The sequence below is a fragment of the Janthinobacterium sp. GL_088 genome (assembly GCF_057837845.1).
Genome location: NZ_CM174453.1, coordinates 5,558,540 through 5,583,447 on the forward strand (window position 1 = coordinate 5,558,540; position 24,908 = coordinate 5,583,447).

20 protein-coding genes are annotated in these 24,908 nt (G+C 63.9%); 15 read left to right on the forward strand and 5 right to left on the reverse strand.

The genetic code is table 11. The annotated features are described in order from the left end of the window. Positions 1-179 precede the first annotated feature (179 nt). Positions 180-2,222 carry a sensor domain-containing diguanylate cyclase gene (locus AC3IQ7_RS24820; protein WP_489207573.1) on the forward strand — a complete coding sequence of 681 codons (2,043 nt, stop codon included), beginning with the start codon at positions 180-182 and terminating at the stop codon, positions 2,220-2,222. A gap of 45 nt (positions 2,223-2,267) precedes the next feature. Here the strand turns inward: AC3IQ7_RS24820 and AC3IQ7_RS24825 are convergent, their stop codons facing one another. After that, entirely contained in the window at positions 2,268-2,597 is a 330-nt protein-coding gene (locus AC3IQ7_RS24825) for a hypothetical protein (protein ID WP_035821678.1), read from the reverse strand. A 137-nt stretch (positions 2,598-2,734) separates the two neighbouring features. After that, a complete protein-coding gene (locus AC3IQ7_RS24830; protein WP_489210522.1) occupies positions 2,735-4,009 on the reverse strand; it encodes a cytochrome-c peroxidase in 1,275 nt (424 codons plus the stop codon). Positions 4,010-4,175: 166 nt separating this feature from the next. Between AC3IQ7_RS24830 and acpA the strand changes: the two genes are divergently transcribed. Then, positions 4,176-6,296 carry an acid phosphatase gene (acpA, locus tag AC3IQ7_RS24835; protein ID WP_489207574.1) on the forward strand — a complete coding sequence of 707 codons (2,121 nt, stop codon included), beginning with the start codon at positions 4,176-4,178 and terminating at the stop codon, positions 6,294-6,296. A gap of 57 nt (positions 6,297-6,353) precedes the next feature. On the opposite strand, the gene AC3IQ7_RS24840 is transcribed toward acpA, so the two are convergent. Next, on the reverse strand, positions 6,354-7,268 hold the full coding sequence (locus AC3IQ7_RS24840) for a hypothetical protein (RefSeq protein ID WP_489207575.1): 915 nt from the start codon (positions 7,266-7,268) through the stop codon (positions 6,354-6,356). 168 nt (positions 7,269-7,436) lie between these two features. Between AC3IQ7_RS24840 and AC3IQ7_RS24845 the strand changes: the two genes are divergently transcribed. Together AC3IQ7_RS24845 and AC3IQ7_RS24850 are read left to right on the forward strand one after the other, a co-directional pair. Then, positions 7,437-8,324, forward strand: a complete 888-nt coding sequence (locus AC3IQ7_RS24845) for a hypothetical protein (protein ID WP_489207576.1) — start codon at positions 7,437-7,439, stop codon at positions 8,322-8,324. After that, positions 8,321-9,823 (forward strand): hypothetical protein, encoded by a 1,503-nt coding sequence (locus AC3IQ7_RS24850; RefSeq protein WP_489207577.1) that lies wholly within the window; start codon positions 8,321-8,323, stop codon positions 9,821-9,823. The genes AC3IQ7_RS24845 and AC3IQ7_RS24850 overlap by 4 nt, the downstream gene beginning before the upstream one ends. A gap of 227 nt (positions 9,824-10,050) precedes the next feature. Here AC3IQ7_RS24850 and AC3IQ7_RS24855 read toward each other — a convergent pair whose 3' ends face one another. Further along, on the reverse strand, positions 10,051-10,470 hold the full coding sequence (locus AC3IQ7_RS24855; RefSeq protein ID WP_099378083.1) for a hypothetical protein: 420 nt from the start codon (positions 10,468-10,470) through the stop codon (positions 10,051-10,053). A 306-nt stretch (positions 10,471-10,776) separates the two neighbouring features. Between AC3IQ7_RS24855 and AC3IQ7_RS24860 the strand changes: the two genes are divergently transcribed. Next, the gene (locus tag AC3IQ7_RS24860; RefSeq protein ID WP_489207578.1) at positions 10,777-11,847 is read left to right on the forward strand and encodes a M29 family metallopeptidase; all 1,071 of its coding nucleotides are present in this window, start codon (positions 10,777-10,779) and stop codon (positions 11,845-11,847) included. On the opposite strand, the gene AC3IQ7_RS24865 is transcribed toward AC3IQ7_RS24860, so the two are convergent. Continuing rightward, positions 11,840-12,799: a LysR family transcriptional regulator gene (locus AC3IQ7_RS24865; RefSeq protein WP_489207579.1), complete on the reverse strand. Its 960-nt coding sequence runs from the start codon at positions 12,797-12,799 to the stop codon at positions 11,840-11,842. The genes AC3IQ7_RS24860 and AC3IQ7_RS24865 overlap by 8 nt on opposite strands. A 109-nt stretch (positions 12,800-12,908) precedes the next feature. On the opposite strand from AC3IQ7_RS24865, the gene AC3IQ7_RS24870 reads away from it, so the two are divergent. From AC3IQ7_RS24870 to AC3IQ7_RS24915, 10 genes are all read left to right on the forward strand, one after another. Beyond that, positions 12,909-13,748 carry a phytanoyl-CoA dioxygenase family protein gene (locus tag AC3IQ7_RS24870; protein WP_489207580.1) on the forward strand — a complete coding sequence of 280 codons (840 nt, stop codon included), beginning with the start codon at positions 12,909-12,911 and terminating at the stop codon, positions 13,746-13,748. Continuing rightward, on the forward strand, positions 13,748-14,566 hold the full coding sequence (locus AC3IQ7_RS24875; protein ID WP_489207581.1) for a sugar phosphate isomerase/epimerase family protein: 819 nt from the start codon (positions 13,748-13,750) through the stop codon (positions 14,564-14,566). The genes AC3IQ7_RS24870 and AC3IQ7_RS24875 overlap by 1 nt, the downstream gene beginning before the upstream one ends. Before the next feature lie 48 nt (positions 14,567-14,614). Further along, the gene (locus AC3IQ7_RS24880; protein ID WP_099378088.1) at positions 14,615-15,076 is read left to right on the forward strand and encodes a MarR family winged helix-turn-helix transcriptional regulator; all 462 of its coding nucleotides are present in this window, start codon (positions 14,615-14,617) and stop codon (positions 15,074-15,076) included. A 165-nt stretch (positions 15,077-15,241) separates the two neighbouring features. Next, positions 15,242-17,617, forward strand: a complete 2,376-nt coding sequence (locus tag AC3IQ7_RS24885) for a M1 family metallopeptidase (RefSeq protein WP_489207582.1) — start codon at positions 15,242-15,244, stop codon at positions 17,615-17,617. Then, the gene (locus tag AC3IQ7_RS24890; protein ID WP_489207583.1) at positions 17,614-18,102 is read left to right on the forward strand and encodes a DUF6702 family protein; all 489 of its coding nucleotides are present in this window, start codon (positions 17,614-17,616) and stop codon (positions 18,100-18,102) included. Before AC3IQ7_RS24885 ends, AC3IQ7_RS24890 begins: the two co-directional genes overlap by 4 nt. Before the next feature lie 22 nt (positions 18,103-18,124). Beyond that, positions 18,125-20,161 carry a TonB-dependent receptor gene (locus AC3IQ7_RS24895; protein WP_489207584.1) on the forward strand — a complete coding sequence of 679 codons (2,037 nt, stop codon included), beginning with the start codon at positions 18,125-18,127 and terminating at the stop codon, positions 20,159-20,161. A 103-nt stretch (positions 20,162-20,264) separates the two neighbouring features. Further along, the gene (locus AC3IQ7_RS24900) at positions 20,265-20,999 is read left to right on the forward strand and encodes a 2OG-Fe dioxygenase family protein (RefSeq protein WP_489207585.1); all 735 of its coding nucleotides are present in this window, start codon (positions 20,265-20,267) and stop codon (positions 20,997-20,999) included. Positions 21,000-21,141: 142 nt separating this feature from the next. Then, a complete protein-coding gene (locus AC3IQ7_RS24905) occupies positions 21,142-22,503 on the forward strand; it encodes a hybrid sensor histidine kinase/response regulator (RefSeq protein ID WP_099378093.1) in 1,362 nt (453 codons plus the stop codon). Positions 22,504-22,768: 265 nt separating this feature from the next. Further along, complete coding sequence (locus tag AC3IQ7_RS24910) at positions 22,769-23,497, forward strand: CerR family C-terminal domain-containing protein (RefSeq protein WP_489207586.1); 729 nt, start codon at positions 22,769-22,771, stop codon at positions 23,495-23,497. Further along, positions 23,494-24,906: an efflux transporter outer membrane subunit gene (locus AC3IQ7_RS24915; protein ID WP_233516137.1), complete on the forward strand. Its 1,413-nt coding sequence runs from the start codon at positions 23,494-23,496 to the stop codon at positions 24,904-24,906. Before AC3IQ7_RS24910 ends, AC3IQ7_RS24915 begins: the two co-directional genes overlap by 4 nt. Positions 24,907-24,908: the final 2 nt, after the last annotated feature.

The window sequence follows — 24,908 nt, forward strand, 5'->3', positions numbered from 1 at the left end:
GCCTTGTCAATGCCCGCAGTGTGCACTTTCGCAAATTTCTGCGCCCCGCATGATATTTCTTGATTGCAACAGAATATAATCTGTTACAGACAGGTAGTCATTGCGGGAGCGGGACGTTGGCAGGCAGACAGAGACGGGCATCATGGCGAAAGGCGCATTGGCTGCTGGTACTGGCCTGCTTGCTGCCGCCCGCCACCCATGCCCAGGTCAGCAAGCTGGAACAACACATCGCCGCCGTGCGCGAGGATGGCCGCTTCGTGCCCGCGCGCGCCCTGCAGCGCCTGCAGGAGGTGGAAACGCAGGCGCGTAGCGCGCCCCTGCTGGTGCGCGCGGAATTCCTGACACAGCTGAGTACGGTGCGCATGCGCCTGGGGCAGAACGACCTCGCCATGCAGCTGGCCGAGGAGCTGATCGCCTACGCCCGCCTGAACAAGAGCGACGTGGCGCTGGCGAAAGGCATCCTCTGCAAGGCCTATGTCACGTTCGCCATGAACGAGCGCCGCGCCTCGCACCTGCTGGCCTTCGAGGCGGAACGCATCGCCAACCGCACGGACGACTTGCCCGTGCGCGTGCAGGCCACCATCAGCGCGGGCCAGTCGTGGGCCGAGGAAGGCAATTTCCCGTTTGCGCTGGCCAAGCTGCAGGCGGCAGTCGACCTGGCGCGCCAGAGCCATTCCCCTTCCAGCCTGGCCGCCGCCCTGAATGCCCTCACCCTGCTGTACACGCAGATGCGCGAATACGACAAGGGCTTCGAGGTACTCGATGAATTGCTGGCCGTCTCCGGCACGCTGGAATCGCCGGGCCGCATGGCGCAGGCGAAGAATACGGAATACGGGCTGGCGCTCGACGCGCAACAGCCACAGCGGGGCCAGCGCGCCCTGCTGGCGGCCCTGGCGCTGGAACGCCAGCTGGGCGCGCGCGGCATGGTGGCCGTTACCCTCGTCAATCTGTCGGACAGTTACCTGAAGGAAGGCGATTACGTGCGCGCCCTGCGCTTTGCGAATGAAGCCATCACGGCGGGGCGCCTGGTCAACAATGAACAGGTGGAGGCGACGGCGCGCCTGAACATCGGCCAGGCGCTGATCGGCCAGGGACGGCTGCAGGAAGGCAAGCAAAGCGTGGCCACGGGCCTGGCCTACTATGAACGCACGGCCAACCAGCCAGAAATGCAGGCCGTGCTGCTGGAATACGGCATGGCGCTGGAAAAGGCGGGTGACATGCGCGGTGCCGTGACGGCGTATCACCGCGAGCGGGGCATCTCGAACCAGCTGTTCGAGAAACAGCGGCAAAAAGCCGTGTATGAGCTGCAAGAAAAGTATGAGGCGGAAAAGAAGCAGCGCCAGATCGAGCTGCTGAGCCGCGAGAATCAGCTGAAGAGCACGGAAATCGACAACCGCCGCCTGCAGCAGCGCGTATGGTGGCTGCTGGCGCTGGTACTGGCCATGGCGTCCGCCATCGTTGGCTTGCTGTACCGCAAGGTACGCCACGCGAACGTGCAGCTGAAGGTGAAAAACCAGGAACTCAAGCGCCAGAGCTCGCGCGACCCGCTGACGGCCCTGTACAACCGCCGCCATTTCCAGGAATTCATGCGCAGCCATGCAGGCAAGCCGCAGCCGGCCTACGGCGGCGCCAATGTCGTCGGTGCGCTGTTCCTGCTCGACGTCGACCATTTCAAGCATATCAACGACCGTTACGGCCATGCGGCGGGCGACCTCGTGCTGACGACGATCGCCGAAACCTTGCACGAGGTGTTGCGCGAAACGGACATGATCGTGCGCTGGGGCGGTGAGGAATTCCTCGCCTTCCTGCCGGCTGTCGCGCGCGACGGACTCGACGATATTGCGCGGCGCATCCTCAACGGCATGGCGGCGCAAAGCATCCACTACCAGGGACAGGCCATTCAGGTACACGTGTCCGTCGGCTTTGCACCCTATCCGCTGGCGCCGCTGGGACGCCCGCTCACGTGGGAACGCAGCGTCAACCTGATCGACATGGCGCTCTACCTGGCCAAGGCGCACGGGCGCAACCGGGCGTATGGCTTGCGCGGTTTTCAGCAGGTGGAAAGAACGACCCTGGAAGCGGTGGAGCAAGACCTGGAACGCGCGTGGCGCGACGGCTTTGTCGATTTGAGCGTGGTGCTGGGGGGAACGGACGGGGTGGAAAAGACGGTGACGCAAGGAGGCCAAGCCAGCGATGGCGTCGCCGCAGCTGCCATCACCTGACGGCAGCTGCGGGGACCGGGCCAGCGATGGTCGGCCCTGGCGAGATTACTTGTGCGCGGCGTCCTGCATCTTTTCGCCGGCTTTTTCCACTTTCTTGCCCACGGCATCGGCCGCTTCGCTCATTTTCTTGTCGGCGTCAGCGGCGACCTGGTCCATCTTGGCGCCCGTATCGGCAGCGGCCTGGCTCACGGCAGCGTCGGCTTTGGTAGCGGCGGCCTTGATGTCGGCTTCAGCCTTGGCAGCGGCCGCATCGATTTTCTGGCCAGCTTGTTCCGCAGGACCGGCAGCGACATCATCCTTCTTCTGGCACGCAGCCAGTGCCACGACCATCATCCCGGCGGCGCACACGGTCATCCAATTTTTGCTTACTTTCATGATATTCCCTTTCATTGTTATCAAAAGACACAGATCAGTTCGCAATATACACCTGCCTAAAATTTTCTAGCGTGCGCTAACGCACATAAAAACAGGCTTTTGTGGCGTAGTTGTAAGCAATGGTATATTGATATCTTTTAGCCATGTTTTCGCTCTGGCGGGCGGGGTGCCAGATAACCATCCGTCAGGGTGTGCAGGAAGGCGATCACGTCGGCGATCTCCGCGTCGTTCAGGGCGGGCGCCTGGCCCGGCTGGCGGTCGAACGGCGCTTCCACATTCACGTTCGCCGCCAGGCCCGGCGGCAAGTCATCGTATTTGCGCACCTTGCCGTGTTTATCTATCGGATACCACTTTTGCGGCGCCGTATCGCGCTGCACGTAAAAACGCAGCACCTGCTCCAGGCTGTCAAAACTGCCATTGTGGAAAAACACCTTGCGCAAGGCAACATTGCGCAGGGATGGCGTCTTGAAGCTGCCGCAGTACTCCTTGTGCTCCCTCAAGTCGGTGCGGTCCGGGCCGCACAGTCCCATGTCAAAGAACGCCGGGTCCGCATTGACGGGCAGCTTGCCATTGCGCGGCACACCGATATTGATCAAGCCATAGTCCGTAAATTGCGGGAAGGCGCCGCCGGAAGTGACCTGGCTGATATGGCAGGAGGCGCAATTGCCCTTGCGCTCATCGTTGAACAGGGCCAGGCCGCGCGCTTCCTGCGGGCTCAAAACGGCCTGCTTGCGCAGCACGGCGTCGTACTTGCTCGTGTACGGATAGAAGTCCAACGGGCTTTCCTGGAACACTTCCAGCGACATCAGCGCCCAGCGCAGCGCCTGACCCGGCTGCTCGAAGATATCCGCGCCATACGTCTGGCGAAACTGCGCCGCCAGGGGGCCAGCCTGCAGCTTGGCAACGACGGCGGCCGCATCGCGGTTGCCCATCTCGCGCGGCGACAACAACGGCGCCAGGGCCTGTTCGTGGCCGGACTGGGCGCGCCCATCCCAGTTGCGTCCGCCCGTGGGACCCGCGTCGACGCTGTCGTCGCCATCATCGTCATGAAAATGTTCGGTAAAGGCGGGCGCCGTCTGCAGGTAGCGCAGCGAAGGGGCGGCCCGCGTGCCCGCATCCTTCAGCTCCGGACCGCCCAGCTGCACTGCCAGGCCATTCGGCGGGCCATACGCATGTTCGGGACTGTGACAGCTGGCGCAGGACATTTTTCCTGAGACAGACAGGCTGGGCTCGAAAAACATGGCCCGGCCCATGGCCGTCATTGCCGCCACCGAAGGCTGGCGTTGCAGGGTGGGCGCGTAGGCTCCGGCCAGATAGGCGGCCGCAGGAGCGGTCTGGACTTCTTTCTGCGGCGCGGGCTGGCAGGCGGACAGCGCGCAAATGGCAAGCAGCACGGCGGGTATCGTTTTCATCATGGGCTGGCAGCGTAGCAACGGCATGTGACAGCTGCGTGACAAAACCCTGCAAAACCTAATGTATCAAGTCCGTACATTACGTCATGTAACAGGCGCTGACATGTCACGCAGCTGACATATTGCCTGCCTAGCATGCGACGTTTTCCACCCAGAAGGCATGAAAATGAACTTGCACGCAAAAACTTCGTTACGGCCCCTGCCGTTGTTACTGACGCTGGGCCTGGCCGCCTGCGGCAGCGACTATGCAATCACGCCCAGCACCACGGGCCAGGTGATCGGCAGCTACTATGAAAACGCCCAGGTGTGCCTGGAAAGCGCCACCGCCAAACTCACGTGCGACAGCGCCTCCGCCGTCGTGCGCACGGCGGCCGACGGCAGCTACACCTTGGACGGCCAGGGCGCCGTGCTGGTGACCATCGGCACGGATGCCATCCGCCATGAAGCCATCGGCGACACGGGCAGCAAGGTCACGCAAAAACTGCTGCTGCGCGCTCCCGCCGGGCACGGCGCCTTCGTCAGCGCCCTGTCGACGGAGCTGGCGCTAGTCATGGATGGCAACGGCGGCGACTTTGCCGCCGCCAGCGGCAAGCTGGCCGCGCGCCTGGGCGTATCCGAAGCGGGCCTGGCATCGGACTTCAACAAGGCCAGCGGCGACGAGCTGGCGAAACTGAAGGCGGAAAACGCCAGCGTGACGAGCTTGATCGCCAGCGCCAGCACGCAGACGGCCCCCGCCGACGCGCTGGCCGCCCTGAACAGCGCCCTGGCGCTGAACAATATCCAGACCATCGTCGTCATCTACGCGGAAAACCGCGGCTTCGATAATCTGTACGGCCTGTTCCCGGGCGCGAATGGCGTGCCGGGCGTGAACCCCTCGTCGACATCCGCCTACGTGCCGCAGAAAGACATCGACGGCAGCACCCTGCCCGTCATGCCGCCCACCTGGGGCGGCATGACGGCGGCCGGCCAGAGCACCGTCATCACCCAGGCGCAATCGGCCAACCTGCCCAACAAGCCGTTCCAGATCGATGATGCCAATAGCCCCCTGTACCTGCCGCAATCGGTGATCACGCGCGACCTGGTGCACCGCTTCTACAACAACCAGATGCAGATCAACGGTGGCGCAAACGACAAGTTCGCCGCGTATTCCGACGCGGGCGGTTTGAGCATGGGCTATTACGACGGCAGCAAGATGCAGCTGTGGGACATCGCCAGACAATATGCGCTGGCCGACAACCTGTTCATCGGCGCCTTCGGCGGCTCCTTCCTCACGCACCAGTACCTGATCTGCGCCTGCGCGCCCACGTATCCGAACGCGGACACGTCGGTGGCCAAGGGTTCGATCGCGAAGATCGACGTCGACGCCAAGGGCAACTTTGTGCGCCTGACGCCATCCGCCACGGCGCCAGCCACGGTGCTGAATGGTGCGCCCGCCTATGCCAACGATGGCGCGTTGACGCCGGCCGACAGCACGGGCATGTTCTACGCCGTCAACACCATGCAGCCGCCATTCCAGCCCAGCAGCAACGCGCCGGCGTCGGGCGACAGCGGCAAGCTGTATGCGGACACGGGCAAGGCCAACACCCTGCCGCCGCAAACGCAGACGAATATCGGCGATTTACTCTCTGGCAAGAACATCGACTGGGCCTGGTATGCGGGCGCCTGGAAGGACACGACGGCCCTGGCCACGGCCAGCGCGCGCGCCGGCAGTTTCCCGAATCCGCCCAACTTCCAGTTCCACCACCAGCCCTTCAACTACTTTGCCAACATGGACCCGGTGAAGGCGCCCGCCTACCGCGCCGCCCACCTGCGCGACTTCGACAGCCAGTTCCTGGCCGACGCGGGCGCCGGCAAGCTGCCGCCCGTCGCCTTCTACAAGCCGCAGGGCAATTTGAACCAGCACGCGGGCTACGCCAGCGTGGCCGATGGCGACGCGCACATCGCCAGCGTCATCGCCCAGCTGAAGAAAAGTCCGCAGTGGAAGAACATGCTGGTCATCGTCACCTACGATGAAAACGGCGGCTTCTACGATCACGCGGCGCCGCCGAAGGGCGACCGCTGGGGTCCAGGCACGCGCGTGCCGGCCATCCTCGTTTCGCCCTATGTGAAAAAGGGATTAGTTGATCATACGCAATACGATTCGGCGTCCATCCTGCGCGCCATCACGCACCGCTTTGCCCTGCCAGTGCTCGACGGCTTGAGCACGCGCGACAAGGCGCTGGTGGCCAACGGCGGCAAGCCCATGGGCGACTTCAGCGCGGCGCTGGCGCTGGTGCCGCAAGAGTAAGGCTGCGTCGAATGCGCCCGCCCGGTGTGACCGCGGCGGGCGTTTGACCGGTTGGCGCTACTGGCCCGGTGCCGTATCCAACAGCGAACGTTCGAGCAATTGCGACAGCGCCGTGCGCAGCGTCTGCGTGCGCGCCGCCAGTTCCGGCCGCTTGTAGCGTTCGGCAGCGATCAAGCTGCTTTCCAGGCAAACCCGGTCGCCCTTGGCCAGACAGGCGTCGGCAGCATCGAGCTGGACGCTCGCCTGCGCCACCTTCACCTTGGCATCGAGTTCCAGCGTGTCGGGATCGTCGCCCCAGCGTTTCACGTAGATGGCCAGGCGCGTGGCGGCCAGCTCCGGCTTGCCCCCGTCGAGGGCCTGGTTGACGCTGTCCTGCAGCGCCGTCCACACCTGTGCCCGCTGCTGTTGCTTGTCGCAGGCAGTGGTGGACTTGGTGATGTTCGTCTGCAAGCGTTTGATCTGCGCAGCGGGCGCCTTGGCGCTTTTCAGCACGGCCAGCGCGCTGCGCGCACCGTCCAGGTCGCACTGCGCCGCCAAAGCCGTGGCGGCCTCGACCTGCTCTGCCACGCTGGCCGGCTTGTCAGCCGGCTTGTTATAGAACCAGATACCCGTCAGCACCACTGCCGCCGCGATCCACGTGCGCAAGCGCACGGGCGGGCGCGGCGGCGGTACCGAACCCTTGACGGCCGGTTTCGCGGGCGGCGCCTTGGACGGCGCAGCAACCGGTGCGGCAGGTGCTGGCGGGACGGGCTTGGGAGTGACAACTGGCTTGAGCGCGGGCTGCGGCGCCGGAGTGGGCACAGGAATAGGCGGAGCGACGGGCACGGGCACGGGCGGCGGCGCCACGGCTTTCTCCAGAACAGGTGCTTGCGCTATCTGGCGCGCTCCGCAAAACGGGCAATGCGCCACGCGCAGCGGCAAGGTCCGGCCGCAAGCGGCGTTGATGCAAACGTCATTCACTGTTTCAAGCACATTCCAACCTTTTCCTGGAGTCATTCCACTGCGTTCTGCCGCAATATTACCTTACGCAAGCATGGCAACGGCGCACCGGCGCCGAGTTCCGTGGCCTTGATACCGATCAAAAAGCATCCGCCGCCGCGTCCTAAGCTATAGGCACCGGCCAAGGACAAGGAGAACGCCATGCCAGCCCACCTGATCATCGAAGACGGCCAGCCCTCGTGGTGGGACAGCGCCGATATCTGGGTCGTGCCGGGCAATGATCCGAATGGCCCGCCCGGCGCGCCCATCGCCGGCACCAGCAACTACCTGTGGGGCCGCGTGCACAACACGGGCAACAGCGCCTCGAACGGCGTGCGCGTGGATTTTTACTGGGCCGACCCCTCCGGCCAGATCGCCGTCGGCGCCGCCACGCAGATCGGCTCCGCGTTTGCCGACTTGCCACCGGGCGCCACGCAGGAAGTGCTGTGCCTGGTGCCCTGGGTCCCCGTCATCGTCAATGGAGGGCACGAATGCCTGCTGGCCGTGGCCCACGGCCCGGGCGACATCAACCCGCTGCCCGATCCCCTGCCCAACGGCTTTCCCTTCCTGCCCAAGCAGCACGAGCAGATCGCCCAGCGCAACGTCACCGTGGTGCTGGCGGCACGGCGCGCACAATTGCTGTCCATCGCGGTGGCGGCCCTGCCCCGCGCAACGAAAAAAGTGGAACTGCACATTGAGCAGGGCGGCGAGCTGCCCGAGCGCCTGCTGGCCACCCTGGGGCTTGAGCGATGGCAGCCGGCCAAGGAAGCGCGCCTGGTAGCGGGCCTGGCGCGCACGCCCCATTGCAATGGCGATGCCCCCGGCGAGCAAAAACTGGCGCTGGAGGTGCCGCGCGGCCAGGCGCAGGCGGTATACCTGAGCGTGCGCGCCGAAGCCTTGCCGCCACGCCAGTATGCGCTGCTGCGCGTGCTGGAAAGCCAGGAGGGCAAGGTCATGGGCGGCATCACGTATATCGTCACCGATCTCGAGAAAGAGCAAACTCAAGAGCAGGCGCAAGAGCAGCACAGCCCCGAGGAGCAAGCATCATGAGCGATACCCCCCTGCAGGTGCTGACGCGGCCGTTCGCGATCGAGCCCGTCACCAATATCATGCTGCCCGATGGCATCTTCGACAATGCCATCTATGGCTTGCGCATCGCCGCCCACGTCACCAACATGTCCGGCAGCGCTCTGAATAATGTCACTGTGTACCTGGAAAGCGTGGGCGATCCCGGCATCGTGCCCGTGGCACGCACCTTCTTTTTTGCCAGCATTCCCGCCGGCGCGGCCATGCTGGTGATGTGGGATGCCGACTTCCAGCATGCTACGCCCGGCAAGCGCCTGGTCAGCTTTGTCGCCAAGGCGGACGGCTACACGCCGTACCGCTCGATCCAGCAGATCTTCGTCTCGCAAACGCGCTTCGACAGCGTCACCAATACCTACACATGCACGGTCGAAGAAGGCACCCTGGAATTGTCCAAGCCGCAAGGCCACTTGCCGGGCAAGCGCTGGGGCAGCACGGGGAAGGATGGAAAAGAGTGCCGCTGCCCGCCCGGCCTGGGGCCGATCGTGCCGACCGGCATGACCCTCGTCTGGACGCCGAATCCTGCCTACGCGGGCACGCATGGGGAGCTGCCGTTTTCCGACCCGTGGTGGAAGGTTCTCGCCATCATCATTGCCATCATCGCCGCGCTGGTCGCCATCATTTCAGCCGCGCTCGGTTCCGGCAAGGCCAGCTTCAGCGTGGGCGGCACGTTCGAGGAGACCGATCCCAGCGTCGATTGCTGCTCGCTGGAAGGGGCCGGCTCGGGCCAGCCCGAATTCACGGTGGCGGGCGTGGCCTCGGCCATCGCCTCGGGCGCCATCGCCGTCGCCTGCTCCGATATCGCGGACCCGTTCTGGCGTGGCCAGGAAGCAACACCACCGGCCGCCGGCGAACTGACCCTGGCCGAGCGCGTGGTGGCGAAATGGGTGTTACCCGAAGCGCCGAACGCGGGCCTGCCCTACACGGCCGACATCAGCTGGCAGTACGAACGCTTCACCACGGGCGCCACCTACCAGCATGCCGTCACCGAAACGCAAGTCAACATCCACGTGGCGGGGCCCGTGGAAACGGATACGCCCGCCGTCGTGCAAGCCTACGAACCGCTGTGGATACGCGCCAGCTTCAAGCGCGACAATGGCAATGTCTTCCGCGGCACGGAGCTGTATGCGTTCGTGCTGTTCCAGGCGCCGCAGGGACTGTATTTCGTGGAATCGCTGACCGACAACGGCCTGGGCTTCGACCCGGGCGCCAATGATGGCGTCTACGCAGGCAGCCTGGACTTGAAGCGGGCTTACCGCACCCTGCTGCAATACGACCAGAAGGTCTACGGCACCTGGAGAGTCTTCGTCTTCGCCCAGGACGTCAACCTGACCAAGCCCGGCACGCCGCCGGAAATCGCCGCCCAGCACATCGGCGGCATGTTCGTCGCCAGCGCCATCGAAATCACCTTCGACGACACCCTGCCCTGCCCGCTCAAGGCGCAGGCGAATATCGTCGTGGTGTGAGGGGAGGCGTGAGCGAGGTCAGGCTTAGGTCGCACAGGTCGGATTAGCGGGGCCGCCGAGGCGGGGCAAAGCCCTGCGTAATCCGACAACATCGTTGGCTCCCGTATGCACACCAGGAGCGGCTGAGAAAATGCTCAGGGCTAGGCGCCGCCCCGAAGACAGTACTTCAGTACAGTAAGGTAAATGCAGGGCAGGCAACAACACCGAGGGTGTTGTATCACCCGCCCTTAAACTTTAACGCTTTCGGGCTTGGCGATAAGCGTGCGCGGAATGATATCCGTTACCGGACAAGTATCCATCGCCTCCGAATACGCAAGCCAGCGCTGCAGGCTCTCCATGCGGCGGATGGTGATGCCCTTGCCATTGATATAGCCGATCTGCTCGAAATTGGCGGGGCTGGTGGTCAGTTTCGATACGGTGGGCGCATTGTCGACCAGGCGGTCGTAGGCCTTGCGCGCCTTGTGTTCCCACTTGGCCAGCACGGGATCGTCAAAGCGATTGCTTTCAAAATACACGGTGATGGTACGGTCGTGGTTGGCAAAGCCGACGATGGCCGCACCCTTACGTATGGTCAACAGGACATCTTCCTTGACGCCCGTGACGGGAACGAAGACGGCGGCGCGCCCATCCGTATCCGGCCGCTCCATGGGAATATCTTGTCCGATTATGCTCATCACTTCACACTCTTAATCATCGCCTGTTGGCTTGTTGTCCCTGCATCACTGAAAGCGTGCCGCCGTGCGCATGCGTGCGTTTGCCGCTGCGCCGGGCCACTCCCAGGCTCGCTGCCATGCCCTGCAATACCATTTATCAAATAATACATTGCCGGAAAGCACTACACAAGATAATCAGGGGCGCGGCTGCCGCCTGCCCTCCGCCGGATGGGGAATGGTGTGGCCAGCAGCAATCACCTTATAATGCTGCGATTACTTCACGTCCCCCACCTTCGCACCATGACGCTTCCCGAGAATGACACCAGCCGGCTCGACGCCATCAGCGCCGCCGCCACCGAAGTGGCCGCGCAAAACGTGGCCGACCTGCTGGCCATGGCCATCTGCCACCACCCCGACGAACCGGCCCTGATCGTCTGCGACAAGCGCAGCTGGCTCAACGTCGTGCTGACGGAAGCGTATCGCCAGGCCTTGCCGGACGCCACCTTCATCGATTTCGACGAGGTCACGCCCGATGCCGTGCTGGCCGCGTTTGCCGAACTGCCGGCCGGCAGCCTCGTCGTGCTGATCCAGTCGACCAGCTTCCGCCTGGAAACGTTCCGCATCCGCATCGAGCTGTTCAAGCGGGGCCTGAAAGTGATCGAACACGTGCACCTGTCGCGCATGCCCGGCGTGCAGGGCTTGCACTACATCGCTTCGCTGGCCTACGACCCCGCCTACTACCGGGGCGTCGGCCACGCGCTGAAGGCGCGCATCAACAAAGCCCGCCACGGCATGGTCGACAGCGGCGGTGAACAGCTGGTCTTCGCCTCGCCGTTCGAATCGGCCAAGCTCAATATCGGCGACTACAGCGGCATGAACAATATCGGCGGCCAGTTCCCGCTGGGCGAAGTGTTTACGGAATCGCAGGACCTGGAAGCCGTGAACGGGCGCGTGCGCATTTTCGTCTTTGGCGATACGCACTTCATGGTCAACCGCCCCGACACGCCGATCACCCTGATCATCGAAAAGGGCAGAGTCACCGGCACGGAAAACGCCACGCCGGAATTTACCGCCATGCTGGAGATCATCCGCGCGCATGAAGGCGAAGTGTGGGTGCGCGAACTGGGCTTCGGCATGAACCGCGCCTTTTCGCGCGAACAGCTGGTCAACGACATCGGCACGTATGAACGCATGTGCGGCATCCACCTGTCGCTGGGCGCCAAGCACGGCGTCTACACCAAGCCGCAATTCAAGCGCAAGGATGCGCGCTACCACGTCGACATCTTCGCCGTCACCGAAGCCGTCTACCTCGACGACGAGCGCGTATACGCGGATGGCGCGTGGATCGTGGAAGCCGTCGCTTTCAGCTGAAAAACCCCGCCGCTTCCAGTTCCCGGTCCCACGGCGGCACGGGCTGGTATTCGGCCACCAGGAAGTCGATCAGCGCGCGCACCTTGGGCGACGGCTGGCGGCTGGCCGGGTACAGGGCGCTCAAGTGATTCAGCGGCAGGTCCCAGCCGGACAGCACGGGCACCAGGATGCCATCGAGCAGGTTGCGCCAGGCGAGAAACGTGGTGCTGTAGACGATGCCGAGACCCCGCTGCGCCGCCTGGTGCAGCACCAGGCCGTTATTCGCCGTGAAGCCCGCCTGCACGCGCACGCTCACGTCCTCCCTCTGCTCCCCTGCTCCACGCTGAAAATGCCAGTTCGTGCCATCGGTCAGGTGGCTGAAATGCAGGCACTGGTGCTGCAATAAATCCTGCGGCGTGCGCGGCACACCCCATTGCGCCAGGTAGGCTGGGCTGGCGCACAGCACGGCGCGGCACGGCGCCAGCGGGCGCATGGCTAGCGCGCTGCTGTCCGGAATGCCGCCCACGCGGATGGTCAAGTCAAAACCGTGGCGTATCGGGTCGAGCAGCGCGTCGTCGACAAACAACTCGGCTTGCACCTGCGGGTGCAGCAGGCTGAAACGGGCGACGGCGTCGGCCAGCCACGCGCTGCCGAAGCTCGATGGCGCCTGGATGCGCAGCGGCCCGGCCAGCTCCGCCCCCGCTCCCGCCTGCGCCACGTGCGCCACCATGCGCGCCGCTTCCTGCGCCTGGCTGACGGTGGCCATGCACGGCGCCAGATAGGCGCGGCCCGCGTCCGTCAGACTCACTTCGCGCGTGGAGCGGTGCAGCAGGCGCGCATGCAGGCGCTCTTCCAGCTGCATGATGGTCTTGCTGACCATGGCCCGCGTCAGGCCCAGGCGCTGTCCCGCCACCGTAAAGCTGCGCTGGCGCGCCACTTCGACAAAGATTTCCATCGCTTTTAGTTGATCCATGTCAAAGATTGTCTTCGCTTTGGCGACAATCTGTCAACCGCGGGGCGATTGTTTGCCGCCCTCGCCCATCCTACAATGGCGTTTTCCATTGACCTCCGGAGCCGCCGCCATGCTGACAATCTCACAACAAGAACAATACCAACGCGACGGCTACCTCATCCTGCCCGATTTCAAAGGTGCGGACGAAATCGCCGCCCTGCGCGCGCGCGCCGAGCAGATTGTCAACGAATTCGATCCCAGCGTCAGCCAGTCGATCTTCACCACGCGCGACCAGGCGAAGAACACCAACGATTATTTTCTCGCGTCCGACAACACCATCCGCTGCTTCTTCGAGGAAGAAGCGTTCGGTCCGGATGGCCAGTTGAAGCAGGCCAAATCCCTGTCGATCAACAAGATCGGCCACGCCATGCATGACCTGGACCCCGTCTTCCGCAGCTTTTCGGCCGATCCGAAACTGGCCGCAGTGGCGCGCGACCTGGGCCTGGCCGATGCACAGGTCTGGCAATCGATGTACATCTTCAAGCAGCCCGGCATCGGCGGCGAAGTGCGCTGGCACCAGGACGCCACGTATTTCGAGACCACGCCGGTCAGCGTGACCACCTTCTGGTTCGCGCTGGAAGATGCGACCCTGGACAACGGCTGCCTGTGGGCCGAACCGGGCGGCCATCGCGGCCCGCTGCGCGAACGCTTCATCCGCAACGGCGACGCCGTGCGCGTGGAAAAACTCGATAGCACACCGTGGCCCGACGACAGCACGGCCGTGCCACTGGAAGTCAAGGCGGGCGCCCTCGTCTGCTTCCACGGCTTGCTGCCCCATTACAGCGCGCCGAACCGCTCGCCCGTCTCGCGCCACGCCTACACCTTGCACGCCACGGACGGCCAGACGCAATACGCGGCCCACAACTGGATCCAGCGCGACGAGTCCTTCCCCGTGCGGGGCTTCGTCTGATGCGCATCGAGGTTTTCGCCGCCCACTGGGGCAATAACGAGCTGCCGCCCGACGTCTTCATCGACAAAGTGCTGGCGGCCGGTTTCGACGGCATCGAAATGTCGCTGCCGCTGGACGCGGCACTGCGCGAGGAATGGACGGACCGCATCGCCAGGGCGGGACTGCAACTGATCGCCGCGCAGTGGGAAACCGTGTTCCACAGCGACTTCGAACAGCACCGCGCCGCCCTGGCGGAACTGCTGGAAAACGCCTGCCTGGCGCGCCCCGTGCTGGTCAACACGCACACGGGCAAGGATTACTACAGCCAGGCGCAGAACGCGCAGCTGCTCGACCTGGCCGCCGCTATCTCCGCAAAACACGGCGTGCCCATCGTGCATGAAATCCACCGCAGCCGCTTTTCCGGCCACCCGATGTTGCTGCTGCCGTATCTGCAGCAGTATCCCGAGCTGCCCTTGACGGCCGACCTGTCGCACTGGTGCTGCGCCTGCGAATCCCTGCTGGAAGACCAGCCGCATACCCTGGCGCAAGTACTGCCGCTGGTGCGCCACGTGCACGCGCGCGTCGGTCATGCGCAAGGACCGCAGGTAGCCGACTTCCGCGCGCCGGAAGCGAAACAGGCGCTCGACGCTCACCTGGCGTGGTGGGACGCCATCGTCGCCCTGCGCCGCGCGGCCGGCGCCGAACGCATGACGTTCACGCCGGAATTCGGCCCCGCCCCATACACGCAAACCTTGCCATACACGCAGCAGCCCGTGAGCGACGCGTGGGAACAGAACGTCGCGATGCTCGAACTGCTGCGCGCGCGTTACGCCGGGTAGGCGCCCGCGCTCATTGCAATTAGGTAGTGCGCTATATATACTGTCTCCATGGATACCACTACCGCCCCCAACCCCTTGCACCAGGTGCCGCGCCTGGACGGCCAGCTGTGCTTTGCGCTGTACTCGACCTCGCTTGCCATGAACAAGCTGTATCGCAAGCTGCTGCGCAAGCTCGGCCTCACCTATTCGCAATATCTGGTGATGATGGTGTTGTGGGAGCGCGATGGCCTGACAGTGTCGGAAGTGGGCGAGCGCCTGTTCCTCGACTCGGCCACACTGACGCCCCTTCTCAAGCGCATGGAGCAATCGGGCCTGTTGACGCGCACGCGCGCCGCCAGCGACGAGCGGCAAGTCATCATTTCCCTCACGGAACAGGGCGACCAGTTGCGCCACGAGGCGGCCCTGCTGCCAGAAGCCATCCTGACGGCCAGCCACTGCAGCGTGGAGCAGGTTGTGGACATGAAACAACAACTGAACCAGTTACGCGACAGCCTGATGAAAAGTGAGTAAAAGCGCTTCTTTTCCGAGCAAAATCAGGTAAAGCATTGCCCTGACAGCGCCAGGCAAAAGCTGGCGCGAAATCAGCCTTTCTTTATTACAAATCGATACAAGGATGGCCCCACCCTGCGTATAGAATAGTTGCCACTATTTCCTTACAACAACATCAGGGTGAATATGCGCATACCTTTCGGCTCCGTAGCCTCGCTGGCTCTCTGCTTTACCGTGTCGGCCTTCGCTGCCGAGCCCTTCGACGACAAGTTCCGCCAGCTCGAAGAAGTGCTGCCCACCCCGAATACCTACCGCACCGCCTCCGGCGCACCGGGCCACGCCTACTGGCAGCAGCGCGCCGACTACACGATCCGCGCCACCCTCGATGAAGCCAAACGAGAAATCGCCGGCAGCGGCACCGTCACCTACCATAACCAGTCGCCCGACACCCTCGGCTACCTGTGGGTGCAGCTGGACCAGAATATCTACAAGCCCGATTCCGACGCGCGCCGCATGGCCACGGCGCCATCGCGCCAGGCGTGGGCCAAGACGGCGGGCGAAGACACGATGAAGTTCGAAGGCTTGCGCGGCATCCTGGCACGCGGCGACTTCCAGGGCGGCTTCAATATCCGCGCCTTGAAAGGGGGCGATGGCCAGCCTTTGAAATATGTTGTGAACCGCACGATGATGCGCATCGACCTGCCGCAGCCTTTGAAACCGGGCCAGGATTTCGTCTTCCAGATCGACTGGGATTACCGCATCAATGAACAGAAGGTACTGGGCGGGCGCGCCGGCTATGAAGTCTTCGACGACAAGAACGCCCTGTTCGAAGTGGCGCAGTGGTTCCCGCGCATGGCGGCCTACTACGACGCAGCCGGCTGGCAGCACAAGCAATTCCTCGGCTCCGGCGAATTCACCCTGGAATTTGGCGAATACGACGTGCAGCTGACGGTGCCAGCCGACCATATCGTCGCCTCCACGGGCGAGCTGCAAAACCCGCAGGAGGTGCTGTCCGCCGCGCAGCGCGAGCGCCTGGCAAAGGCCCGCGGCAGCGACAAGCCCGTCGTCATCGTCACGCAAAAGGAAGCGGAAGCGGCCGAGAAATCCGTGAGCCGCGCGCAAAAAACGTGGCACTTCAAAGCGGCCAACGTGCGTGACTTCGCCTGGGCCTCGAGCCGCAAGTTCATCTGGGATGCGCAGGGCTACAAGAAGGGCGGCAGCGATGTGATGGCCATGTCCTACTATCCGAAAGAGGGCAATCCGCTGTGGGAAAAGTACAGCACGCAAGCCATCGTGCACACGATCGAACAGTACAACAAGTACAGCATAGCCTACCCGTACCCGACGGCGATTTCCGTCAACGGCCCCGTGGGCGGCATGGAGTATCCGATGATCTCGTTCAACGGTCCCCGTCCCGTGAAAGACAAGAAGACGGGCGAGCTGACCTACTCGAAGCGCACCAAATATGGTTTGATCGGCGTGATCATCCACGAGGTAGGCCACAACTACTACCCGATGATCATCAACTCGGACGAGCGCCAGTGGACGTGGATGGATGAAGGCCTCAACACCTTCGTGCAATACCTGGCGCAGCAGGCGTGGGAAGAAAACTATCCGGCCTCGCGCGGCGAACCGCGCGAGATCGTCGACTACATGCGTAGCCGCGACCAGGTGCCGATCATGACCAATTCCGAATCCTTGCTGCAGTTCGGCAACAACGCCTACGCCAAGCCGGCGGCGGGCCTGAACATCCTGCGCGAGACCATCCTCGGGCGCGAACTGTTCGACTACGCGTTCAAGGAATATGCGCAGCGCTGGAAGTTCAAGCGCCCCACACCGGCCGACTTTTTCCGCACCATGGAAGACGCTTCCGGCACGGACCTCGACTGGTTCTGGCGCGGCTGGTTTTATACGACCGACCCGGTCGACATCAGCATCGACGGCATCAGCGAGTACGGCGTGAGTTCGAAGAATCCCGAAACGGAAAAGGCCTGGAAAAAAGCGCAAAAGGAGGCCCAGCCGGAATCCGTCACGAGCCGCGCCAACAAGGGCATGCCGCGCCGGGTCGATGCACATCCGGAGCTGAAGGATTTCTACAATCAGCACGACGATTTCACGGTGACCAACAAGGACCGCAACGCCTATACCGAAGCGCTGGCCGCCCTGGAGCCGTGGGAAAAGGACTTGCTGAAACAGGGCAAGCATTTGTACCTGGTCGACCTGTCGAACGTGGGCGGCATGGTCATGCCCCTGATCCTCGAAATCGAACTGAAAAGCGGCAAAAAGTACGTCGAGCGCGTGCCGGCCGAAGTGTGGCGCTACTCGCCGAAGAAAATCACCAAGGTCGTCATCACGGATGAACCGATGGTGGGCCTGGTGCAGGACCCGTACTGGGAAACGGCCGACATCGACACCAGCAACAATAGCTGGCCGAGAAAAATCACGCCATCGCGCCTGGAACTGTTCAAGAGCGAGAAGTCGCCCAAGGACAACCTGATGCGCGATTTTCATACGCCGCTGAAAGACAAGAACGGCGGCTCGGCCAAGGGCGACGAGGCGTGAAGCGCTGGCGCGCGCTGGCTTGCGCCACGCTGGCCTGCGCCAGCATGGTGGCGAACGCCCATAATTTCCACATGGGTATCGCCGACATCAGCTATAACGCGGTCAGCGGCAGCACGGAAGTGGTGCACACCTACACGGGCCACGACGTCGAGGCGCTCCTGACGAACCTGTACCAGCGCCAGTTCGACCTGGGTCAGGAAGACAGCGAAGCGGCCCTGCGCCGCTATGTCGAGAAACAGTTCTACCTCGTGGGACCGGACGGCAAGCGCCTGCGCCTGAACTGGGTCGGCATGAAAGTCAATGCCGACAACGTGGTGATCTTCCAGGAGATCGGACGCACGCGCCTGGCCCCCGCCACGCGTATCCACAACCAGTTGCTGATCGATTTCCTGCCCAGCCAGCGCAACACCCTCAACGTGCAGGACAGCGGCAGCATCCAGACGCTGATTTTCGACCGCCAGAACACGGAACTGCCGATCCGCTAAGCCCTGCTACAACCAGACACCCATGACGCCACGCACTCTTTCCCTCCTCCTCGCCGCCCTGTTTTCCGCCACCGCCGCCCATGCCGACGACATCTTCCAGCGCGTGCTGGTCGATGGTTCGCGCCTGAACCAGCTGGGCGTGGCCGATTCGGCCAACGCGGGCAGCGTCACGCAAAAGCAGCTCGACGCGCGCACCAGCTACCGTCCCGGCGAACTGCTCGAAGCCGTGCCGGGACTGATCGTCAGCCAGCATAGCGGCGAGGGCAAGGCCAACCAGTTCTACCTGCGCGGCTTCAACCTCGATCACGGCACGGACTTGCGCACCACCGTCGACGAGATGCCCGTCAACCAGCGCAGCCATGGCCACGGACAGGGCTGGACGGACCTGAACTTTTTGATCCCCGAACTGGCCATGCGCCTCGATTACAAAAAGGGGCCATATTCGGCGGCGCAAGGCGATTTTTCCTCGGCGGGCGCGGCGTCCGTCGTCTATGCGAACCGCCTGACGCAGGGCGTCGCCAGCGTGGGCATCGGACAAAACGGCTTTCGCCGCGCCCTGCTGGCCGATACGCTCGACGCGGGCGACGGCAGCCTGCTGTACGCGCTCGAAGCGCAGCACAACGATGGCCCGTTCACGCAGCCGGACCGCTACCGCAAGCTCAATGGCGTGCTGCGCTACAGCGAAGGCTATGCCAACAACGGCTTCAATGTCACGGCCATGGCGTATGACGCCAGCTGGAACGCCACCGATCAGATTCCGCTGCGGGCCGTGCAGGACGGCACCTTGGGCCGCTTCGACGCCATCGATGCCAGCGACGGCGGCAAGGCGCAGCGCTACAGCCTGTCGGGCGCCTGGCGCCAGACGACGGACGACATGTCGTCCAGGGTCAGCGCGTATGTGATCGCCAACCGCCTGGCCCTGTTCTCGAATTTTACGTATGCGATGGATGATCCCGATAACGGCGACCAGTTCGCCCAGCCCGACCGGCGCGTGACGTCCGGCCTCGACGCCAGCCATACCTGGCACCGCCACACGGACAGGGGCAGCAGCGACACCACCATCGGCCTGCAGCTGCAGAACGACAATATCCACAATGGCCTGTACAACACGCGGCAGCGGCAGATCCTGTCGACCACGCGGCAAGACCATATCGTCGAGTCGAGTATCGGCGTGTATGGCGAAAACAGCACGCGCTGGTCGCGCTGGCTGCGCACCGTGGCCGGCCTGCGCGCGGACGCCTACCGCTTCGATGTGCGCAGCGACCGCGCCGCCAATTCGGGCACGGCCAGCGACCATTTGTTCAGCCCCAGCCTGAGCGTGATCGCGGGGCCCTGGCGCGATACGGAAGCGTATTTCAACATCGGCAATGGCTTTCACAGCAACGATGCGCGCGGCACGACGATCACGCTCGACCCGAAGACGGGCGAAGCGGCGGACAAGGTCACACCCCTGGTGCGCTCGCGCGGACTGGAACTGGGCTTGCGCAGTGCCGCCATCGTCGGCCTGCAAACCTCGCTGTCGCTGTACCGCCTGGACTTCGATTCCGAGCTGCTGTTCATCGGCGACGCGGGCGCCACCGAGGCGGGCCGCCCCAGCCGCCGCTACGGCATCGAGTTTTCCAGCTACTACAAGGCGGCCAGCTGGCTGTCGCTGGACCTGGACCTCGCATATGCGCGGGCGCGCTCGCGCGGCAGCGACCCGGCGGGCGACTTCATCCCCGGCGCCATCGAAGGCGTGGCCCAGCTGGCCATGACGGTGACGCCATCGGGGCCGTGGTCAGGCTCCTTGCGCCTGCGCTACTTCGGTCCGCGCCCGCTGGTGGAAGACAACAGCGTGCGCTCCGCGGCCAGCGTGGGCTTGAACGGGCGCATCGCCTACCAGATCGACAAGACCTTGCGCGTGGAGCTGGAAGGCTACAACCTGGCCAACCGGCGCGACTCGGCCATCGACTATTACTATGCCTCGCGCCTGCCCGGCGAGGCGCAGCCCGTCGACGATATCCACTTCCATCCGGTGGAATCGCGCTCGCTGCGCCTGACCCTGGTAAAGAATTTTTAACGCAACAAGAATAATTCCTGTCTCAGTGCACAGGAAACGCCGCGAAGTCGTAGAATGCCAGGCTGGATAAACTGAGACAGGCCGCATTGCGGCCGGCACCGCCATGAGCACTTCCGCACCGATCTTTACCGACCCGTCCCACGTCAAGGAAGCCTTGCGCGACGACGGCTATGCCGTCCTGCGCCCGCAGGACGTGGCCGCGCTGGCCGGCTGCCCGCTGGCCGCATTGCGCATGCTGGAACCAAGCTGGAATACCTTGCCGCTGGACAATTACCTGAAGGATGGCGGCCGCTATCGCCGCCGGCGCCACTCGTGCTTCGTGCAGGATGGCGAGCGCCTGACGCAGACGGCGCATCGTCCGCACTGGCAACCGGTGGAATACAACGCCCTGCACGGCGGCATGCACCGCCTGTTCGAACCAGTCGAAGCGGCTATCGTCGCGCAAGCGGCCTGGCAACAGCTGATCCGCGCGCTGGGCGACGCCTGCTCGCAGGTCAAGGGCAGCCAGCCGTGGTTCATCGAGGCGCACCAGTTCCGCATCGATACGACCGATGGCATCGGCCGCCCCACGCCGGAAGGCGCGCACCGCGACGGTGTCGATTTTGTCGCCGTGCTGCTGATCGGGCGCGAACAGGTCAAGGGCGGCGAGACGCGCATCTTCGAAGCAGACGGCCCCAACGGCAAGCGCTTTACCCTGACCGAGCCATGGTCGCTGCTGCTGCTCGACGATGCAGCCGTGATCCACGAATCGACGCCGATCCAGCCCATCGGCGAGCATGGACACCGCGATACGCTCGTGCTCACCTATCGCGCAGGCCAATTCCAGGGCGAAAACTGACAAGCGGCCACAGCATTCCCTGTGGTCAAAATAGTTACTTGGAAGTTACTTTTGCAGACCTAAATCCGATATAGTCATACGATGTCGATATTGTGCGCTCATCGCGCCCAGCATCACCACACTGAAATTCTAGGAGAGGTCTGTGGACTCCAACAACCAAATCAAGCCTGACGAAATCGAGATCCTGATCGTCGAGGACAGCCCGACTCAGGCGGAGCGCTTGCGCCGCCTGATCCAGTCGCTGCACTATAACGCCCGCGTGGCGGCGAATGGCCAGCTGGCCCTGGCCGCCATCCGCGAGCGCAAACCGCACCTGGTGCTGTCCGATATCGTCATGCCTGAAATGAATGGCTACGACCTGTGCCGCGCCATCAAGTCCGATCCGACCTTGCGCGACATCCCCGTGATCCTCGTCACCTCGCTCAACGATCCGAAGGACATCATCCGCGGCATCGAGTGCGGCGCCGACAATTTCATCCGCAAGCCTTACGCGGAAGACTACCTGCTCAACCGCATCAGCCACATGCTGATGAACCAGAAGTTGCGCAAGAACCAGAACGTGGAAATCGGCATCGCCCTGTACCTGGGCGACCAGAAGCATTTCATCAATGCGGAACGCCAGCAAATCCTCGACCTGCTGATCTCGACCTATGAACAGGCGGTGCAGGTGAACGGCGAACTGCAGGCGCGCGAACGCCAGGTGATCGAGCTGAACATGCGCCTGGCGCACCATGCGGCCGAACTGGAAACCATCAACCGCGAAATCGCCCTGAAAAACCTGGAACTGGCCGAAGCGAGCCGCATGAAGTCCGCCTTCATCGCCAACATGTCGCATGAACTGCGCACGCCGCTCAACGCCATCATCGGCTTCACGGGCGCGCTGCTGATGAAACTGCCCGGTCCCCTGACGTCCGACCAGGACAAGCAACTCAATACCATCCGCGCCAGCGCGCGCCATTTGCTCTCGCTGATCAACGACATCCTCGACGTGGCCAAGATCGAGGCGGGCAAGCTGACCCTGTCGATCGAGCCCGTGCACTGCCAGGAACTGATGGCCGACGTGGCCGACACCCTGCGCCCCCTGGCCCAGCAAAAAGGCCTGGCCCTGGAAATGGCGCTGGGAGAAGCGGGCCAGCCGCCCGCCATCATCGACACGGATCGCCGCGCACTGACGCAAATCCTCATCAACTTGCTCAACAACGCCATCAAGTTCACGGAACAGGGCACGGTGCGCATCAGCCTTGCCCAGCGCGACGAAGACGGCGTGCTGGTGACGGAAATGAGCATCGCCGACAGCGGCGCCGGCATCAAGGAAGAAGACCAGGCCAAGCTGTTCCAGGCCTTCTCGCAGCTCGATTCCACCTCCACGCGCCATGTGGAAGGGGCGGGACTGGGCCTGTACCTGTGCCAGAACCTGGCCAACGCCATCGGCGGCGCCCTGTTCTTCAACAGCGACTACGGTTCCGGCAGCACGTTTACCCTGGCCCTGCGCAGCAAGGCCTGAGCTGCTGTGCGCCGCAGCATGAAATGCTGGCTTTTTGCCATCCCAGACAGACCGATACAGTAGTTCTACGGTATTGCACCGCACCATTTTCGGCGCTATAGTAGAACTGTCTCCTCCAATTCGTTCTCCGAACATTGGATTCAGCCCGCGAATACAACCGCGGGCTTTTTTTTGCCTGCGTTTTCCACGCATCTTCATCCTTTCTTAACTAAATCAACCGGCTTAGTTATATCAATCGCTTGAGATATATGATTAAATCTCCGGCATGATTGAAAAAAACGCCATCCCCACTTCCCACGCCGACGATGGGCGCAAGCCCCGCTCCGACGGCGAACAGTCGCGCGAGCGGCTGCTGCATAGCGCCATCCGCCTGTTCGCCGAACAGGGTTACGCCAAGACCTCCACGCGCGAACTGGCGCAGGCGGCCGGCACGAACGCGGCCGCCATCAGCTATTATTTTGGCGACAAGGCTGGCCTGTACCGCGCCGCCTTTGCGCAGCAGTCAGCCAGCCCGCAAGACAATATCGCCCTGTACGAACAACCGCATTTCACCTTGCGCGAAAGCCTGGAAGGCTTTTATGCGCAATTGCTCGCGCCCATGCAGCAGGGCGACATCGCACGCGACTGCATGCGCCTGTGGTGCCGCGAAATGCTCGAACCGACGGGCCTGTGGGCGCGCGAGATCGACCAGAATATCCGCCCCGAGCACGAGGCGCTCACGCGCGTGCTGGCGCGCCACCTGGGTGCGCCCGACAACAGCGACGACATGCACCGCCTGGCGTTTTCCATCGCTTCGCTGGCCTTGCAGCACATGGTGGGCACCGAAGTGCTGCAAACCCTGCGCCCGCAACTGCTGGAGTCGCCGCACGCGATCGACACCTGGCTGGCGCGCATGACCGACTACGCGCTGGCCATGGCCGAGGTGGAGCGCCGGCGCCTGGCCATTCCACCCTCCCACCGTACCGCTCAACGACAAGCAGAAGGACAAGCATGACGACTATTCGATGCACCGTTCAACGCGTCCTGGCTGTCAGCATCGTGCTGGCACTGGGCGGTTGCGCCCTGCAGGGGCCGCCCGCAGCGGTGGCCGCCAGTGCCCCCGCTCAGTGGCAGGCACCGCTGCCACATAACGGCAAACTGACGGACCTGGCCAGCTGGTGGCAGGGCCAGGGCGACAGCCTGCTGGTGGAACTGATCAACGACGCGCAGCAGGTCAGTCCGACCATCGCCGCCGCCGGCACGCGCATCGTGCAGGCGCGCGCGGACAGCATCGCCAGCGGCGCTGCGCTGGCGCCCAAGCTCGATGCAACGGGCAGCGTGGTGCGCACCAGCCAGCAATCGGCGCAGCCGAGCGGCACCACCTCGCAGGCTGCGCTTCAGGCGTCGTGGGAAATCGACGTGTTTGGCGCCAACCGCGCCACGCGCGATGCGGCGCAGGAGCGCTACGACAGCGCCCGCGCGCTCTGGCATGAAGCGCGCGTCTCGGTGGCCGCCGAAGTGGCGAACCAGTACTACGCCTTGCGCACCTGCCAGCAATTGCAGGCCGTGTCCGATCAGGATGCCGTCTCGCGCCGCGATTCGGCACGCCTGACGGAGCTGAGCGCCGGTGCCGGCTTCCAGCCGCCCGCCAACGCCGCCCTGGCCCGCGCCAGCGCCGCCGAAGGCGCCAGCCGAGCCATCGAACAGCGCGCCGCCTGCGACGTGAATGTCAAGGCGCTGGTGGCCCTGTCGGCGATGCCGGAAGCGTCGCTGCGCCAGAAGCTGGCGGCCAGTCCCTTTGTTGCGCCCTCGCCCGTGGCGATTGCGGAATTGCCTGCGCAAACCCTGGGCCAGCGTCCCGACATCTACAGCGCTGAACGCGAAGTGGCAGCCGCCAGCTTCGAAGTGCGCGGCGCGCAGGCGCAGCGCTACCCGCGCCTGAGCCTTGCCGGCTCCATCGGCAAGGGCAATATCCGCGCCGGCGGCACCAGCATCACGGCCAGCACCTGGAGCATCGGCCCGCTGGCCGTCAGCCTGCCCATCTTCGACGGCGGCACCCGCCGCGCCCAGGTCGATGCGGCCACGGCGCGCTACGACGAAGCCGTGGTGAAATATCGTGCCGGCGTGCGCCAGGCCGTGCGCGAAGTGGAAGAGGCGCTGGTCAACCTGGCCAGCACGGACGAGCGCAGCAGCTACGCCAAGACGGCCCTGGAAGGCTACCGCGTGTCGTTTGTCGCCACCGAGGACCGCTACAAGAATGGCCTGGCCAGCCTGATCGAACTGGAAGACGCGCGCCGCACGCGCCTGGCCGCCGAAAATACGGTGGTCAATCTCGAGCGCGAACGCAGCGCCGCCTGGGTGGCGCTGTACCGCGCCGCCGGCGGCGGCTGGACCAGCAGCGCCATCGCCAACAATGCCCTCTGACG